General features: G+C 37.9%; 14 protein-coding genes. 8 read left to right on the top strand and 6 right to left on the bottom strand.

The window, feature by feature from the left end:
• Positions 1-142 precede the first annotated feature (142 nt).
• The 5 genes from D9R05_RS12425 (at position 143) to D9R05_RS12405 (ending at position 5,277) form a co-directional block, all read left to right on the top strand.
• Positions 143-343, top strand: coding sequence for a hypothetical protein (locus D9R05_RS12425; protein WP_121667552.1), 201 nt, complete (start codon positions 143-145; stop codon positions 341-343).
• Between the two features lie 223 nt (positions 344-566).
• On the top strand, positions 567-2,504 hold the full coding sequence (locus D9R05_RS12420) for a tetratricopeptide repeat-containing sensor histidine kinase (RefSeq protein WP_162984983.1): 1,938 nt from the start codon (positions 567-569) through the stop codon (positions 2,502-2,504).
• An 18-nt stretch (positions 2,505-2,522) separates the two neighbouring features.
• A complete protein-coding gene (locus D9R05_RS12415; protein ID WP_121667550.1) occupies positions 2,523-3,200 on the top strand; it encodes a response regulator in 678 nt (225 codons plus the stop codon).
• Positions 3,201-3,447: 247 nt separating this feature from the next.
• A complete protein-coding gene (locus tag D9R05_RS12410; RefSeq protein WP_121667549.1) occupies positions 3,448-4,926 on the top strand; it encodes a MauE/DoxX family redox-associated membrane protein in 1,479 nt (492 codons plus the stop codon).
• Positions 4,927-5,010: 84 nt separating this feature from the next.
• On the top strand, positions 5,011-5,277 hold the full coding sequence (locus tag D9R05_RS12405) for a DUF6520 family protein (RefSeq protein ID WP_121667548.1): 267 nt from the start codon (positions 5,011-5,013) through the stop codon (positions 5,275-5,277).
• A gap of 86 nt (positions 5,278-5,363) precedes the next feature.
• Here D9R05_RS12405 and D9R05_RS12400 read toward each other — a convergent pair whose 3' ends face one another.
• From D9R05_RS12400 to D9R05_RS12390, 3 genes are read right to left on the bottom strand one after another with little or no spacing between them, the layout of a single operon-like run.
• On the bottom strand, positions 5,364-8,438 hold the full coding sequence (locus D9R05_RS12400; RefSeq protein WP_121667547.1) for an amidohydrolase family protein: 3,075 nt from the start codon (positions 8,436-8,438) through the stop codon (positions 5,364-5,366).
• The gene (locus D9R05_RS12395) at positions 8,425-9,810 is read right to left on the bottom strand and encodes a RagB/SusD family nutrient uptake outer membrane protein (RefSeq protein WP_121667546.1); all 1,386 of its coding nucleotides are present in this window, start codon (positions 9,808-9,810) and stop codon (positions 8,425-8,427) included. The genes D9R05_RS12400 and D9R05_RS12395 overlap by 14 nt, the downstream gene beginning before the upstream one ends.
• 11 nt (positions 9,811-9,821) lie before the next feature.
• Entirely contained in the window at positions 9,822-12,821 is a 3,000-nt protein-coding gene (locus D9R05_RS12390) for a SusC/RagA family TonB-linked outer membrane protein (protein WP_162984982.1), read from the bottom strand.
• A 1,725-nt stretch (positions 12,822-14,546) separates the two neighbouring features.
• On the opposite strand from D9R05_RS12390, the gene D9R05_RS12385 reads away from it, so the two are divergent.
• A complete protein-coding gene (locus D9R05_RS12385; RefSeq protein WP_121667544.1) occupies positions 14,547-14,954 on the top strand; it encodes a helix-turn-helix domain-containing protein in 408 nt (135 codons plus the stop codon).
• Positions 14,955-15,107: 153 nt separating this feature from the next.
• On the opposite strand, the gene D9R05_RS12380 is transcribed toward D9R05_RS12385, so the two are convergent.
• On the bottom strand, positions 15,108-15,314 hold the full coding sequence (locus D9R05_RS12380; RefSeq protein WP_121667543.1) for a hypothetical protein: 207 nt from the start codon (positions 15,312-15,314) through the stop codon (positions 15,108-15,110).
• Positions 15,315-15,556: 242 nt separating this feature from the next.
• Here D9R05_RS12380 and D9R05_RS12375 point away from each other — a divergent pair, with 242 nt between their 5' ends.
• Together D9R05_RS12375 and D9R05_RS12370 are read left to right on the top strand one after the other, a co-directional pair.
• Positions 15,557-15,793 (top strand): hypothetical protein, encoded by a 237-nt coding sequence (locus tag D9R05_RS12375; protein WP_092447518.1) that lies wholly within the window; start codon positions 15,557-15,559, stop codon positions 15,791-15,793.
• A 2-nt stretch (positions 15,794-15,795) separates the two neighbouring features.
• Complete coding sequence (locus D9R05_RS12370) at positions 15,796-16,110, top strand: type II toxin-antitoxin system RelE/ParE family toxin (protein ID WP_121667542.1); 315 nt, start codon at positions 15,796-15,798, stop codon at positions 16,108-16,110.
• Positions 16,111-16,380: 270 nt separating this feature from the next.
• Here D9R05_RS12370 and D9R05_RS12365 read toward each other — a convergent pair whose 3' ends face one another.
• Together D9R05_RS12365 and D9R05_RS12360 are read right to left on the bottom strand one after the other, a co-directional pair.
• A complete protein-coding gene (locus tag D9R05_RS12365) occupies positions 16,381-16,803 on the bottom strand; it encodes a hypothetical protein (protein WP_121667541.1) in 423 nt (140 codons plus the stop codon).
• A 12-nt stretch (positions 16,804-16,815) separates the two neighbouring features.
• On the bottom strand, positions 16,816-17,448 hold the full coding sequence (locus tag D9R05_RS12360; protein ID WP_121667540.1) for a DUF6266 family protein: 633 nt from the start codon (positions 17,446-17,448) through the stop codon (positions 16,816-16,818).
• Positions 17,449-17,741: the final 293 nt, after the last annotated feature.

The raw sequence follows: 17,741 nt of genomic DNA, 5'->3' as shown, positions 1-17,741 counted from the left end.
TTTTAATGGTGCTAAGCCATTGCTACACTAATTTAGTTAACCGAAACCTAGGCTTTTTATAAACAGATTGTGCGCACAATTAAGAATGAGCAGCCTTCTAGGGCTGTGCCATAGTAATTATTAATTCTTAAACACAACGGACATGATAAACAGTCAAAAATTATTTATCGGAGTAGTATTCATTGGACTTATAGGAGCTTGCACCCCCGAGCATATAAGCGAAAACAGGCAAGCCGAAGATTCTATTGGAGAGCCATTAGAAGAAACAAACCCTATTCAAAATACTACACCAGACACCGGGGATGATCAAAGTATAGAACCCGACAATGATAAAGATGGGTGAGAAAAAGAAAATCATTTTTGGGTGAAGTAAATAAAACACGGTCTTAAATAGGTGAGCAAATAAGCGTATTAGAGCGTATAATTATTTATTTCTCAGAAAATGATTATATACAAAAGAGAAAGTTTTTGAGGAAACTCAAAAGCTTTTTTTTATTTTAGTAGCACCAGTTTTCTATGATATGTCTTTAAAAAAGAAATATTATTACTACTTTATAGTAATAAGTATGGGGGTTATACTAGGTGGATATTTTATTTTTTATCAACCTGATTCTTCACAATTTTCACCCATAGATCGGTATATAAAAACGGCACAACGAGTAGGCCTGCCACTCTCGCAACGAAAGAAAGCACTCTCGCAAGCCACAAGCTATATTCAAGGACTTCCCTCTTCCTCAGAAAGACAAAAAAAGTTAAGTGAGCTTGCGTATCTCGCTTACCGTTTGCGTGACTCTACTAATTTTTATAACAATAACCGTTTGGCATTAAAAGAAGCGCAAGTACAAGAAGATGTTTTTGCGATAGCCGATGCTCATTGGAATTTTGGAGCCTTTGCCTTACAAAAGGGAGATTTTGATAAAGCTTACTTTCATTATGCAAAAGCTCGCCAAGGATTTGCTAAGGTTAAACACAGGTATTATGAAGCAAAGATGAATTATAATTTGGCTTTTATAAAAGCGCGACTAAAAGAATATGAGGCTAGTGAAGCATTATTATATAAAGCACTTCCCGTTTTTTTAAAGAAAAAAAGAAACAAACAAATCTACTTATGTTATACCCAACTTGGGTTAATTTATGAGGAACTCGAAGGCTTTGCAGTGGCCGAGAAATATCATAGGAAAGCGCTGAATTACCTGCCGGAAGAACAGCAGTTCTTACAACAAGCGACTTATAATAATTTGGGATTATTGGCGCTTAAAAGAGGAGGTTATCCCAGCGCGATTGCTTACTATAATAAAGCTTTAGAGAATACTGCTATAGAGCATGACAGCCCTGCACTTTATGCTCGTTTACTAGATAATCGTGCTTATGCAAAATTTCGTTGTTTTGGTACACCTGGGTTACAAAAAGAGTTTAAACAAGCACTGAGTATTCGCGATAGCCTACAAAATAAAGAAGGTATTGTAATCAACCGTATTCATTTGGCAGAATTTTATTGGGCTGCACAAGATACGCTAAAAGCTATTAAACAAGCCCAACAGGCCTATCAGCTTGCGCATAGTATTCAGCTTAAGCGAGATGAGTTAAAGGCCTTAGAATTGTTGGCTACTATAGATCCTGCCAATGCAGCTCTATATATTAACAAATGGTATAAAGTACAGCATCAACACGAACAACAGCTTAGAGAACAACGAAATAAAGTAGCTAAAATACAGTATGAAACACAGAAATTTAAAAAACAAAGTATTCGCTTAAAAAATCAACAAACCTACTTATTCATAAGTTTAGGAGTGCTCTTACTACTTATCGGAATGCTTTTCTTCTTTTTTAAACAGCGCACTAAATTAAAACGCTTAGCAATACAAAGAGCACAACAAAAACAACTTGAAGAAGAACGGGAGGAGGAACGCTATCGTATTGCAGAAGATTTACATGATGGGGTATTAAGTAAACTCTTTGGTTTACGGATGAACTGGGCGATGTTACCCTTAAAGGGGGCGACTTCAGAAATACAGCAGCATAAGAAATATTTAATCACTTTAAAATCTATGGAAAAGGAGATTCGGGATATATCTCATAATTTAAAAAGTGAACACCCTTCTGCTAATTTTCCATTCATGAAAAATCTAAACAAATTAATAAGCGAAAAAGCTGAACTAGGTGGATTTACCTACGAGCTGCAAATCGAAAATTCGGTACAAGAAAAAAAGATCGCACAAGAAATAAGTACTTCTCTTTACAGTGTGTTAGAAGAAACACTTTATAACATTATAAAACACGCTCAGGCTTCTGAGGTAAGACTAAGATTGCGAAGAAGTTCGCGTAGTTTAAACTTGATGATAGCCGATAATGGATGTGGATTTAGGGTAAAGTCTAACGAACAGGGTATAGGTTTAATGAACATCAAAAGACGAGTACAAAAACTAGAAGGGAAGGTACATTTCAGAAGCCAACCGGGAAAAGGTACTTGTGTTTTTATAAGATTAATAATGGGCAAAGACTAACGAATTAAACTAAACCTTATGGAAAAAATATATCGCGTACTCTTAGTAGATGATCATCCGCTTATTACGGCAGCTTATCAAAAAGCTTTTCAACTCATCCAAGAAAAATACCCGCCTACAGGTTTTAAGGTAATAGAAGCGCATACCTTGGCTCGTGCTCATCACGAATTGGCGCAATATAATAGCCATCAACCTCCCGATATTGTTTTCGTAGATTTAAAACTGTCCCCTTCACCCGACGTGGATCTTTTATCCGGTGAAGATTTTGCCCTAGCCATTAAAGAGAAATTCCCGGACACAAAAATAGTTATCGCCACCATGTTCAATAACAATTTTAGAATACATAGTATTTTTCAAAGTGTAAATCCCGATGGTTTTCTAGTTAAAAATGATCTTACGGAGAATGAGCTTCAATTCTGCATTAGTGATATGCTAGAAGGAGTTCCTTATTACAGTAAGACTGTACGTCGCGCATTACGTAAATATGTATCTAATGATATGCGATTAGATTTTATTGACCGCAAAATATTGTATCAGTTATCTTTAGGTTCTAAAACAAAAGATCTTTCATCTTTACTTCCCTTATCGCGAAATGGCATTGAGCGTAGAAAAAAACAACTCAAAGAAATTTTTGGCGTAGCCCATAAAGGAGACAGGGCATTATTACAAAAAGCGCGGAATTTGGGTTATATTTAAAAAGAAGTAGAATGGCTATTCAAATAAAATTTTGCGAGTTAACGCAAAAAACCATTCTCATGTGGTCTTGTAAGATTTACCTAATATAAGCGTTTACATTATAGTATATATATAAGTTAGCTAGAATTAATTTAACCCATAACATTTTTAGATGAGCTTTAAGCAGGGAAACAGCATACATATTGTATGGTAAAACCCTCACTTTTTAACCTATAGTAAATTTATCTTAGTGGTATAATTTACTGCTATGCTTAAAACAAATTTAAAAACGCGTAATTTAATAGTAAGAATAGTTTCTTACTTATTTGTTTTATTGTTTGTCTATGCGGCGGTGAGTAAAATGATAGATTTTGAGGTGTTTCGTTCACAATTATCACAATCACCATTACTTACCAACTACTCCTCGTTACTGGTTTTCATAATTCCCTTTATTGAAATTTTGATTGCCATAGCTTTACTGCTTCCTAAACTACAATATTTCGCTTTATATGCTTCAGGAATACTTATGCTATTATTCAGCCTGTATATTGTGGCAATTTTAAATTTCAGTCCCAGTATTCCTTGCTCCTGTGGAGGGATCTTAGAAAATCTGGGTTGGGAACAGCATCTCTATGTGAATTTAATATTTGTTGTCCTTGCCTTTACCGCTAGTTTTTTACATCAAAAGTGTAATTTTAATGGCAAACGCTATAGTTTTTTAATGATAGGTATTCTCATAAGCTGTATAGTAATAATAGGAAGCTTACTTTTAGGAATGGAAGAGAAAAAAATGCTACAAGATAAATCTTTTAAAAGAACTTATCTACCTGACTTAACACTCCTTAATACCCAAGCGCTTCCTTATAATTCTTATTACCTTGCTGGTACAACTAACGATTCTGTCTATTTAGGCAATAGTACTGGTTATTTAACCGTAGTGGCAGGTGATTTAGAATTAACTTCTCTTAGATACAACACTATTAAGGCTGAACCGCTTCCCAAAACTAGTATTCCAAAATTAAGTGTTTTGCATGATTATTTTTATTTAATTGATGGCAGCAACGGGATTATCTTAAAAGGAAAACATACGGATTGGCAAGCTCATCCTATTAATAAACAAATACCCTATTTTAATGCCATACAAGTGCTCCCTTGTAACAAGTATGCAATCAGAGTGCTTAAGCGACCTACACAAGAGCAGGAATTAGCTTTATTTAATCCACACAATCTCAGTTTAAATATAAAACCCGATATCCTTACAAAACGCTCTGACGGTATATTTGATCTCGATGGGATGTTTAGCTATAATGCCGCAAATGATAAAGTAATTTATACCTTTTTCTATCAAAGCAAATACATAGTCTTAGAAACGGACTTTTCAGAATGGTGTACCTTCAAAACAGAGGTTCAACCTCCAGATAATACCTTTAGTGAGGTCAGGGTGAGTAGTGGTAAAGAGAAAGTACCTTCTAAACAATTAACCCCTATTCATAAAACGAGTACTTCTTATGGTAATTACCATTATATCAGTAATAATATTCAATCCCAGTCTGATAGCCCAAAAACCGTTAAAACAAATACTATAATTGACATCTATCAATTAGATACCGGAACATATCAGCAAAGTATAAAAGTGCCAAGCTATAATCACGCACTATTAAAACAATTTGAGGTCACAGACAACTATTTAATAGCGCTATATGAACGAACACTCGTCACGTATAAACTCCCTCAGGAAGGTATTTAATCCCATTAATCCGAATCGATCAGGAATGAAGCTTATAAACCTGTAAAAAAAATAAGCCTATTAGTAATTTTAAATTCTATAGTTATGAGAATTAAACAATGGTATGTAAAGTTATCTGTTTTAGCATTAGCTGTTTTTGGAGCTTTTGCTTTTACAACACAAAACAGTTATCGTTACTTACAACAACCGACAAATCCGAATTCTTGCACCAACATCACGGTAGGTTGCAGTAATTCTGGAGATTTTCTATGCAAAGTAATCACTCCTGATGGAGTACGAAATGTATGGAATGACATTATGTGTACTCAGCAAGTATTTCATAATAGTCCTGACGCACTACCGGCAGACTAATATAAGCTGACCGCGAAAAACGAAGAGAGAATCATTTTTTTGATTCTCTCTTTTTTAGTTGAGCATTTTATCGTTTCTAACTCCTATCATTCAACTTCCCAAGGCCAAGGAGCTAAAGTCTCCTGTTCCGGCCACAAGCTTTTCATGGTAGATGCTTTATAAAGCACACCATTTTTAATGGTATACATTACATCTGCGGTTGCGCGAATATCCGTTAAAGGATTATTATTCAATACAACTATGTCGGCTAATTTACCTTCTTTAATAGAACCTAATTCTTCTGCGAGCCCCAATTTATCAGCTCCGTTATACGTAGCTGCCCGAAGTGCTTCCATGGGCGATAAACCACCTTCTGTTAAAGCCCAAAGTTCCCAATGGGTTCCCAAGCCGGGTGGCCCGTTGCCGTGAGCACCTACACTTAATTTTCCTCCGGCGGCAACAAACTTCTCAACCATTTCTCCGGCACGTATAATTTCATGTGAATAGCGTTTTCGTAAGCGCGGATCCAAATGCATATAATGAGATAGCATTTCTTGGTATTGAAAAGGCGGCATCAAGGTTTGTAATTTTGTAGAATAATCTTCCATACTGCTGAGGTAACGATCACCGAATCCCGGACTTACGATAAAAGTGGGTGTATAATGAATTCCGCTTTGTGCCATCAATTCTATTACATCTTTATAAACAGGATAATCAGCCAATTCATGTTCTAAGGCGCTGTAGCCATCAACTACTCGACTTAAACGTTCGGCAAGTTGTTCACTTATATGACTGGTAAGTAGTCCGCCTTGCAAAGCAACTTCTTCACGAAGGGCTTGTCGCTTTCGGCGATCTTTTTGGTCATATTCTTTTAACATTCGTGCGCCATATTCCAAGTGATTACGCACCACGCGTGCCACATCTACTGAATCCTTCAGCGCTCTAAACTCTGTTTGTTTTGGAGCATCCATAATTACTGCCCCCGAAGAAAAAATACGAGGACCTATAGCTTTCCCTGTCCGCACTAAATCAGCTTTTCCAAAAACATCGGTACTTATGGCCGCCGGATCATATAAACCCGTAACCCCAAAGGCCAGTTTCCCGATGTAATTACTATTTTGTCTTTGCCAAATTTCAGGGCCTTCGTGGTGATCATGCGCATGCACATCTATCAAGCCCGGCATAATAGTTGTGCCCTCTAAGGAAAATTGCTTCATCCCTGCGGGTACTTTTACTGTTTCCTTACTCCCCACTGCTACAATTCGATTGTCTTTAATAATAAGCGTCCCGTTTTCAATAATCTTATCGCCTTCCATCGTAATAATCCGACCACCCACTAAAGCATAACTTCCGTTGGGTTTGTCAATGGCACTAGATAAATTAATCGACGAGCGGTAGTTTTTATTACTCTCTAAGTCATAGCGTACCAGTGTATTACGTTCCGTCCAAATTAATTCCTTACTTCCTATCCACCGCAGATAGCGGGGGTCGCTTTCCGATAATACTGCTTTATGAATTGGAACTCCATTTTCTTGAGGACTTCCTATCCATAAGCGACCTTCAGCCACCCAAGCAACACGTTTACCGTCATGAGCCATACTGGCTTCATCAGAAAACGGTATCGGATAACGTGATTTTATGTTTCCTTTCAGACTGATTTCTCGAATTTCCGGTTGGTCTTTTTGTTGGTTGAATGTATTTATGTAAAGTTTCTTTCCTTTATTATGATACGTTATGGCTGGATAAAATCGCCCCGGTCGTACCGCAGCAATTGTTAAACTATCCAGTGTTTTGGTGTGAAAACCACTCGACAATTTTTTTGTTCCGCTTACATTCACAAGTTGTAAACTCAAATCCCATCCTCGGTAATTGGGTCCTGCGTGTTGCGACTTTAGTCCCCAACGGGCTTTGCTGGCATCTTCAATATAGGCTAATTGCTTCCCGTCGGGAGACCAAGTAGGGTTTATATAGCGTCCGGCTTTTTTTGTAATAGGAATAGGCTTTCCTTCTTCTTTTACCGAACGTATAAAAATTTGTCCTTGTGCTTCGTCTTGCCATTGTACATAGGCTATCCAATTACCATCAGGCGATAAAGCAGGAGAAAAAGCAAAGCCTTTGCCGGTTGCAAGTACCCTAGGTTCAGTTACTTTTTTTTCTTGAAAGTATAACTCGCCTAGACTCGTATAAACAAAGCGATTACGTTTAGCATCAAGATCCGGCCAGCGGATAATACGATGCGTAATACTATCTTTTGCAAGGGAATCCACATGTTGCAAAGGAGCATTAATTGATTTTTTAATGGACAGACGTATAGGTAGCGGTCTAATTTTTTTTGTAGCTAGGGAATACCGGTGTATCTTCCCCTCTAAAGGAAAATACAAGTAGTCACCAGAGGCTCCAAAATTATAATCAGGTAATAAGCGCTCAGCTGCCGAAACAGCGGCAATGGTATCATGCTCACTGGTGGTGCGATTCCAAAGCATCAAATCAAATTTGGATCCTGAAAAGCTGGGGCGAGGCGATAGGTAAGCAACTGCATCACCCCTTGCATTTACTTTGGGCTGTATGGCGCTATTATCAGTTTCGAACAATGTATGCGAGGTTCCTGTTGCTAAATCAATTTCTTGTAAGTTTTGCCCGCCACAATAAGCCTTCCATCCGGTTGCTGAAATAGAGCCTACTTGATAAGGGGGTACCGCTATTGCCGAATAACATGCCTCTTTTGTGTTGTCCTTTGTAAAATAATAAATTGATCCGTCTTTTTCATAGCCTAAGGCATTGCCTAACCAGAAATAAGTGGCGCTCCAATGTTTCCGTGCTAAAGCATAGGAGGTACTTTTGCCAGTATCCAAATTCGTTTGCCATAGCGCAATGTTGCCACCACGATCACTTAAATAAGCAATAGATTTACCATCGGGAGAAAAACTAGCCTTCATATTCCAATGGGCATCACGCAATAAAGGAATGGCAGTTCCTCCGCTTACAGGCACGAGGTATAAGTCTCCCAATACATCAAATAAAAGGTCTTCTCCGTTTGGGGATAACGAAAGATGGGGGTTGGTAAATTGCTGTGTTTCAAAATTAATCTCCTTATGTTCTGCAGGCTGTCCTAACATCGCTATGCTAAACAAGAATAGCATACTCCAAACTCCTTGTAAGCATTGTTTTTTAATAGCCCTCATTTTGATCGAGATTTGGATTCTTCAACAATTCGGAAGCAGGAATGGGATATAATTTGTCGTGGGGATCCCAAGCAGGTTTTAAGGGAGCTAATACCGTACCGGCTCTGTTCCATCGTTTTAAGTCAATCCAGCGATGCCCTCCTTCCGCAAAAAGCTCTAAGCGGCGTTGGTGGTAAAGTTCAGCCCGCAGAGCAGCTTCTCCTTGGCCTGTAAAATCAGCTAAACCAGCACGGGTTCTTATCATATTTAAATCACTACGGGCTTCGCTAATTTTTCCCTGTTCCAAACGGGCTTCGGCACGAATTAAGTAGATTTCAGCCAAGCGTAACATCATATTGTATTCCATAGGTTCGCCTTGCTGCTTTTGTTTGTATTTAAACGGATAGGCATAGGTGTTTCCGCCTTCATTTAAGCTTCCTATCCAAGCTTGTTTTCGTAAGTCTTGGGCATCAAAAGCATTTACCAATTCTTCCCGCATTGCTAAAGAAGCCGGCGCTAAAGGGGTTTCTGGCGAGCCGGTTAAAATATAATACTGCCCTTGCCAAGTATTAAACCGGGGGTCTGTGGGCAACAACTGCCAAATAGCTTCGGCACTATCCGCTAAAAATGCCGCATTCAAATCATTTTCCAATGTATAGCTTCCCTCAGCCAATACCGCATCAGCGGCTTTTTCAGCTTCAGGCCAAGCTTGTTGGTATAAATATACACGAGCCAATAAACTTTCCACAGCCGCAGCACCTATACGCGTACGTATACCCGGGTTCGATATCCCGTGGTCTTCTAAGTGTTCTCGGGCTTGCAACAGATCACTCAATATAAAGTTATATACATCAACTTGCGGGCTTCGTTCTAATTGAGCATTTTCTTGATAGGCTGTCCCTTGCGCCAAGGGTACGGCCCCGTAAAGCTCAGTTAAATACAAATAACTAAAAGCACGTAATGCCAAGGCTTCTCCCTGTGCCCGCTTTACAAACTCCGGCGGTAAAGCTTCGCTCGTTGTCACTCCTTCCAAAAAAGCATTAATCGAATATATACGTTCGTAAAAACTAGCCCATAAACTTTCATTATGGCTATTTTCTGCTTGTAAGGTCATGCTAAAAAAAGCTTGTCGGTCGTTTTCTTGTGCATATTCAATCATTTCATCGCTGCTTACCGCACTTAATAAACTTACGCTATTTCGATCGCCACTGGCAAAACCGCTTTCTTGAAGCTGATGATAGATGCCGTCTAATGCAGCTTGGGCCGTTCGTTCTTCTGTAAAAACACTGGTTTGAGTTAGATCATTGGGAGGTTGCCCGATATCAACATAGTCTTCACAGCTCCAAAGTAGGCTTACTAGGCCTATTACTAAATAAATATAGATATATTTCATCTTGTAAATTTTTAAAAGTTAATAGAGAGTCCTAAGGCTAGGCGTTTTAAAATAGGAAGGTTTGTGCTTCCGGGTACTTGCGGGTCTAAACCGGAATAATCGGTAAACGTCCATAAATTTTGCCCGCGCACATAGACTTGTGTACGTAGAATGCCTGTTTTACGTAAGAAGCTTTTTGGCAAATCGTAAGCTATCGAAAGACTTTTTACACGAATGTAAGAAGCATCTTCAATGTTAAGCTCACTGGAGCTACTCCTGCTATAAGGCATATAATTTCCAAAGGATTGCGTATATTCAGCTCGATTTTCGCCACCTTCCACAACTCCTGCAGGCTGGTTATACCGAAAGCCCGGGGGGTAAGCAAATAAACCGCGCGTACCTACGCCTTGCTGTTTAACAAACTCTACCAAAACATCTAATGAAAAGCCCTTATACCGTAAACTACTGTTTAAGCCGCCATAATATTCTCTTCCTAAAAATGCGGTTTCCGCATAATCCTCGGGGGTCAAAACCCCGTCACCATTAATATCCGTAAACGCATAGGTGCCGGTTTCGGGGTCTATCCCTTCATAGCGGTATAACTGTCGTATGGCTAAGGGTTCCCCAATTTTGTATTGATACGCATACGAAGAGCTTTCCAATTCAGGATAGGCAACTAAGGTGTTTGAAGGAAAACTTATATTAGCTCCAATTTCCCAATGCCACTCATCAGTAGCAATCGGGCTCCCCGAAAGGGATAGTTCCCAACCTTTATTCTCTACTTCAGCGGGTAAGTTGGCTTGTACACTGCCAAAGCCCGTCGTGGCCGGTAAGTTATATCCAATCAATTGGTTATCGGTTCGGTTACGAAACCAGTTTACCGAAAACTGCAAGCGGTTCTTCCATAGTTGCATATCGATTGCGGCTTCTAACTTCCGGTTTTCTTCCCAGGCATAATTAGGATTCGCTAGACGACTTGGCAATAGACCACCATTACTTAAACTTCCCGCAAACAAAGAAATAGGCGAATAGGTATCGGCATATCCATAATTACCAATCTGGTCACTTCCGGTAATCCCGTAACTTCCCCGTAACTTCGCAAAATTTATAAAGGGCAATACCTGTTGAAACCATGCTTCGCGTGAAGCAATCCATCCGGCACCAATGGCCCCAAAGTTCCCAAAGCGTTTTCCGGGTCCAAACCTACTGGAGCCATCGCGCCTGCCGGTTAGGTTTAGTAAGTAACGTTGTTTATACTGATAACCTACGCGACCAAATACAGCGGTATAACGGTATTCTTCTTCATCATCGCGTAGTAAGCGAACTTCAGCAGCAGGAGCTAAACTACCCAACAAGGCATCACTGGCATAGCCCGAGCCAAATAATTGTTGTTGGCGTTCATTTCGTTGCTGAAAGGTTAACCCGGCTTGCAGTTGCAAACGCGAAGCGCCCGCTTCTAATTCATAAAGCACTTGCGGTTCTACAATACCCGAAGTTCGAATAAGGCTGCCGGTTTGGGTATTCGATTCGCTTGTCTCCAGATAGGCCGGACTAATGGCTTCTCTTGGGTAAATAGTTTCTTCTTGTCGCTCAATTCGGGTATAGCCTAAATTTGCTTTTAGCCGTAAATCCGGAAGCACCTCATATTCTAATACGGCATTGCTTACCAAATTATGGGTTTGCGCACTATATTCTTGTAGTAAGAGTGCCATCGGATTAGAAAAAGTAGGGTTTCCTTGCTCATCAAGTTCCCAATTTAAGTTGCCTTGTTCATCATATAGCGCTGGTGCGTTAGGAGGCAAAGTAAGTAAGGTATTCATCAAAGAAGAAGCGTTAAAAAAAGACTGGTCTTGATAGGCGTAATTAACCGATAATTGTGCTTGAAAAGCATCATCGGGCGCACCTTGACTCAAATGCAGCCCAACATTTGCACTTTGGGTGCCAAAATCTCCCGGAAATACCGTTTCTTCATCTCTAAAACGACCCGAAAGGCGATACTGCATAGCTTTACTTCCTCCTTTTAGGGCGGCAGAGACTTGGTGGCTATATGCGCTGTTTCCTATAAATTTATCTTGCCAGTCGGTATAGCGGTCTTGATCCCATAACACCAAATCAGGAGCATTCGCCACCGTAGGTTCTACCTCATCATTGGCAAAAGCTTCCCGACGCATCGCCAAGTAATCTTCTGTATGCAAAAGCGCTAATTGATTACTCACTTGCGAAACTTCACTGCGTACATCTATACTAAATTGTGGCTTTCCGGCTAGCCCTTGCTTAGTACTTATTAATATTACGCCATTGGCTCCGCGAGAGCCGTAGATGGCAGTGGCATCAGCATCTTTTAAGACTTCTATGCTTTCTATATCGTCAGGATTTAGACTACTCAAGGGGTTAAACCCAACATTTGCCGGGTATAATCCGTTAACTGAAGGAATAGGAGTCGATTGTATAGGGACGCCATCAACCACATAGAGCGGGTAATTGGCACGTGAACGCAGACTTCCTTGCCCGCGTATTTGTAGATTTACCCCCGCGCCGGGAAGTCCGCTACTTTGTGTAAGGACGACTCCGGGCACTCGTCCTTGCAGAGCTTCTAAAGGACTGCTTAATAGTTGCTTTTCCATTTCTTTAGCAGTGACCTTGGCTATACTTCCTGTGCTTTCTTCTCTCGTCGTACTGTAATACCCCGCATTAATGACCACCGCATCCAGTGCTTCTTGGTCGGGTTGTAAATGTACATGCAGCTCCTGCCGGCCATTTACTGCAATGCGCTGTGGCGTGAGTCCTAAATAGGTAAACATAAGGCTGTCGCTGGCTTGTACGGCTAATGAATATTGCCCCTCAAAATTGGTGGTGGTTCCCTGTGGGGTGCCCAGGCGTTGCACATGCACGCCGGGGATGACTTGTCCCGTGGTATCGGTAACGGTTCCGCTAAGAGGGTAGGTGGTTTGCCCGTAGGCTTGCCCGCTATAAAGGTAGAGTAGGAGCATAAATAGTCCTGCCCCATAGGCGGGCGTGTAGTAATTTTTCATAATTTTGTAGTAAATTTTAGTTACATATTCTTTAATTAAAATTTTGAACCTTCCCGCGGTCTGCAAACTGAAGGGGAGGTTTTTTTTGTTTTTTAGCTGTTAGCCTTTAGCTTGTAGCTGTCATGCTGAACTCGATTCAGCATCTCATCCTGTTTAGCTTTTAGTATTTTCTTATAGCATCGGTTTTAATTCAACATTTCTTTTCTGATGTTTCATTCTTCATTTTTTCATTGATGAAAAAACGAAGCAAAAAAATCTAGGCTTAAGAAACTAGCTCTAAATTTATTGCTTGACTCCTAAATTTTAGGAACTCTCCCGATAGCTATCGGGACCATCGGGGCTCAAACAGCCTAAAATTTTACGGAGCCCGCGCTTCAAATTTTACGAGCTATTTTCTATAGGCCAGTTTAAAATTCTATCCTGGCTGTCATACTGAACTTGTTTCAGCATCTCATCCTGTTTAGCTTTTAGCATCTCTTATGTTCTTATAAGCATCGGTTTTAATTCTACATTTCTTTTCTAGTATTTCATTATTCATTTTTTTCATTGCCAAAAAAACGAAGCAAAAAAGTCTAGGCTTACGAAACTATTGCTAAATTATTTGTTCGAAAGCTAAATTTCAGAAACTCGCTCCACTCAAACAGTCTGAAATTTTACGCTTCCTTCACTACTAATTTCACGCAATATTTTCGATAGGCCGGGTTTAACTCTAGCTTACCCTAAGCTGTTTACTATTAACTTCCAGTTTCTCCTTATTTTTGTATAGCATAGCCTTATATATTTTAGTTTTTTATCCTTTTTTTAAGTGTAGAATTATTTCTCCGTTAAAAATTGCTGAAGCCTTGGAAGCAATTTAGGAGAAGGAATTCGGTTTGCCCTTAGGCAAAACACCTACAAAAAAGTTCCCTTTCTTTTGGTTCTTTTCTTTGGGTAAGCAAAGAAAATGAACAGCCTTTATTGTCTTCCTCCTGCTCCTCCAAAGGAAATAAAAAAGCTTATTTGTTTTAGTTGTTAGCCTTTAGCTTCTAGCTGTCATGCTGAGCTTGTCGAAGCATTAATCAAGTTTACCATGCTACAAATAATAGTTCTATTCTAATCGCTATCAACTGTTCGATTTTTGCTACATAAGCATTGGTTTTAATTCTACATTTCTTTTCTAGTATTTCATTCTTCATTTTTTCCATTGATGAAAAAACGAAGCAAAAAAATCTAGGCTTAAGAAACTAGCTCTAAATTTATTGCTTGACTCCTAAATTTTAGGAACTCGCTCCACTCGAACAGCCTAAAATTTTACGGAGCCCGCGCTTCAAATTTCACGAGCTATTTTCTATAGGCCGATCTTCAGTTCTAAAAAAAACATTTAGCTTTACAAGTTTTCTTTATTACTGCTTTCTACTCCATTAATTCTTATCATGAAACTACTCTTTAATCACTACCATCACCTTTCTAATCATTTGTTTATAGTCCTGTTTCAACTTATCTGAAAAAGGTGGATTTCGTTCATTATTTAAGCAATAACGTATATACCGCATGCTGACTTCATACTTTTCTGCTAATCGCTTAATAATGGCTGCATGACAGGCTTGTTCCACTTTTTTTGTATCTTTAAAACTTTTACAGTTGTTCCGAGCTCGGGAACAAGTAATAATAAATTAGATATCAAACATATAAACATTTTGTTTGTATTCAAAATGTTTACTGTTAAAATATATAAGAAATTAAGTTATGTTGGATAAATCAGAAATGCTGAATCAAATTAAACAACACTATGGCTTTGAAACGGATGCCAAGTTTGCAGCTTTTCTTGGAATTAGACCACAGGTTTTTTCTAATTGGAAAGGAAGAAATACATTTGATGCTGAATTGGTTTATCGAAGATGTCCTGAATTAAATCCGGCTTGGTTATTATGTCAAGAGGGAGATATGTTAGCTGAACCTCACCAAAAAGCTGAAGAACCGAAAGAAGATCCTACTTATCTTTTACAAAAGGAGGTGAAAGTTTTAGAAAAGCATTTACTGTTATTAAAAGAGAGTCACAAAAGCCTTGAGGAATCAGAAGCTTTTTTTCTAAATGCTATTAAATCCATTAAAACACAAATTGAGGAGAAAAGGGAGTTGTTGAAAAATGCTTAGGTGTTTCATCACTATAATTTATCTACCGCATATAGAGCGAAACGCCTGTTAAGTTCTAAGTGATACTCTATAAAAGTACCTTGCTTAAATATTACATCGTACTGTTTTTCTTTATCTAATAATTTAAACTCGTATAAGGTCATCAGCTTACAATTAAAACGAATTTTTGTTTGGTGCTAGACCAAATAATTGTAAATATTCAGCATAACTATACCATTGGGAAAATTTACGATTGTTACTATCATGTTTTGCCCAAATTTCTATTCTTACTTTATCTTTTCTGTATACCAAATACAAACTATCGTCTTCTAGTTGCAGCAGAAAACTTTTTCTTGTTAATTTATCAACTGTCTTATACACAAAACCTTAGTAGACAAGATAAGTGTATTTTAGTATATATAAAGTCCAATAAATCAGATTTGATTGGTCTATGAAATAAAAAAACCGGATAAGATTAGCTTTTTGGTTTGATACCAGATTATAACTATTTTTAACTATAAAGCAGGTAGTTTTGAGAAAGACTGCCGTTGGCAATAATACAAAATCGTTTTCCAAATAAACATTTAGTAAAAAAATTGTATTTTTGATTAAATACACGAATTATGGATTTACAAACTCGAAAACTCAATTTAATAACTTATCTAGCCCAAATTAAGGACGAGATATTATTTGACAAATTGGAAAATTATATCCTAAAAAGAGAGATTGAACACAATCCTGAATTAAAACCATTTACTGTCGAGGAATTAATTAATCGAATTGAAAAATCTGAATTGGATTTCAAAAATGGGAATGTAAAAAGTCAAGAAGATTTAGAGCGAATATCAGCAAATTGGTAACAATGAAAATAGTTTGGACTGATTTTGCTATCAGAAATTTAAAAGACATTTTTGATTATTATTCTATTGAAGTAAATAAAAAACTTGCTCATAAAATCAGAAAACAAATACTTGAATCCTCTAAACAATTAATAAAAAACCCGAATTCTGGTCCAGTAGAACCTAATTTGACAATTCTAAATAAAAATCACCGATACTTAATAAGTGGACATTATAAACTTATTTACAGAATAATCGGTAATGAAATTATAATTAATGATGTCTTTGATACACGACAAAATCCGACTAAAATGAATGATGAAAATCGGATTGAATAATAAAGTACTACTGATTTTGCTATGGCAAAAGCCTGTTTTTAGTAGCTTATAGCATACGGTAATTAAAGTCATTAGCATACCAATTGGAGAGAAAAAAGATTTATTGAAAATTTATAGTTATTTCATCGCAATAATTTATTTACTGCATAAAGTATGAAGCGCCTTTTAGTCTCTAAATGGTAGTCAATAAAATTACCTTCTTTAAAAGTAACCTCAAATTGTTTCTCATTATCCAAAAGTTTAAACTCGTATAAGGTCAATATAATTGTATTAAAAAGTATTTTTATCTAGCGTAATACCAAATAATTGTAAATATTCAGCATAACTATACCATTGGGAAGATTTACGATTATTGCTATTATGATTCCTCCATATTTCGATTCTAACTTTCTTGTCTTTATAAACCAAATACAAGCTATCGTCTTCTAACTGCAAGAGATAACTTTTTATAGTAGGGTTATCAAATAATGAAAACACGTATCTCTTTAAAACAGTGTAAGCATTTTCTTTTTTACCATTTTTAGTTAAGTAAGCAGAGGTATACTTATTAATAGCTTTATTTTTAAAGATAAGCTCATAATGCTTTTTGGTTTCAAAAACTTCGGCTCCTTCTATTTTACCAATTGTTTGTTGTCCATTAGCAAGTGGAGAGTAACAGCCAACTAATAGAATAAAAAATATGTGTTTAAACATTTAATTAATATGCTAAAACTCCCCCAAATACACACTAACCGAAGCTCGCTTTGCTTCCGGTTGTATATAACCCATCCAAAGATGAAAAGGAAGTGTTTGCCATTTTTTGGGGATGCTAAAATTTAAATATGCATCTGCACGCAGTCCCGCTTGGGTTTGAAAATAGACTTCTTGCGTTTTTTCGTGATACAGAACCAATAGCACTTGATCTTTTGTAGATGCAAAAGCTTGACCGCTTTGTGCCAGCCAATGGAGTTCTAAATGATCCGCTGCCGGTCGATGCGCGTGCACTTGCTCCGGTACCCGTATAGTTCCATAACTGACTATAGCTTTTGCGTAATTAATACCATAGCCGACGGGCGTATGGATTAAGGCTTCTTTTAAATAATAAGATTTAGCATGATTAAATGCTGACTTTTTAGGATCTAAAGGGAAGTAACTCGATTTGAATAAAAACTTCAATGCTTGTAAAAAGCGCATCACTATTGTCATCTTAGATTGCTGTAAGCTTTGCGCTGCACTAGGTTTTTGTAAGCTAGGAGTAGGAAGTGTGCTAATGTATATGCCGTTTTTGTTTCTTTTAAAAACAATGCTTCCCGCTTTTCCGCTAATATTTCCAAAAGGATTGTTGAGTAATCGTGCCATATGCTATGAAGTGTTTTATGGTTAATGTTTGTTGGCTTCATAAAAATCTTCTTCAAAAATATTAGAATGCGCATGGCATGTAAGCAGGTTTTTCCATAGAAAAAGTATGGATAAACCATAGCTCTAGTATAGCTAAATCATTACTCCTTCGAAGCAGAACCGTACTTAACCCGTATTTAGGAACTTTATACGACTAAGCTTCGAGTCAGCATTGGTTAAGCCTTGTGCTAACGTCGGGATTGCTATAAGTAAACCATTGGGTTGGTAGCTGTAAGTTTGAAAGGTTTAAGAGG

Origin of the sequence: Mesonia aquimarina, assembly GCF_003667275.1 — a bacterium.
Taxonomy (GTDB): Bacteria; Bacteroidota; Bacteroidia; order Flavobacteriales; family Flavobacteriaceae; genus Mesonia; species Mesonia aquimarina.
This window is presented reverse-complemented; position numbering and strand designations above follow the sequence as displayed.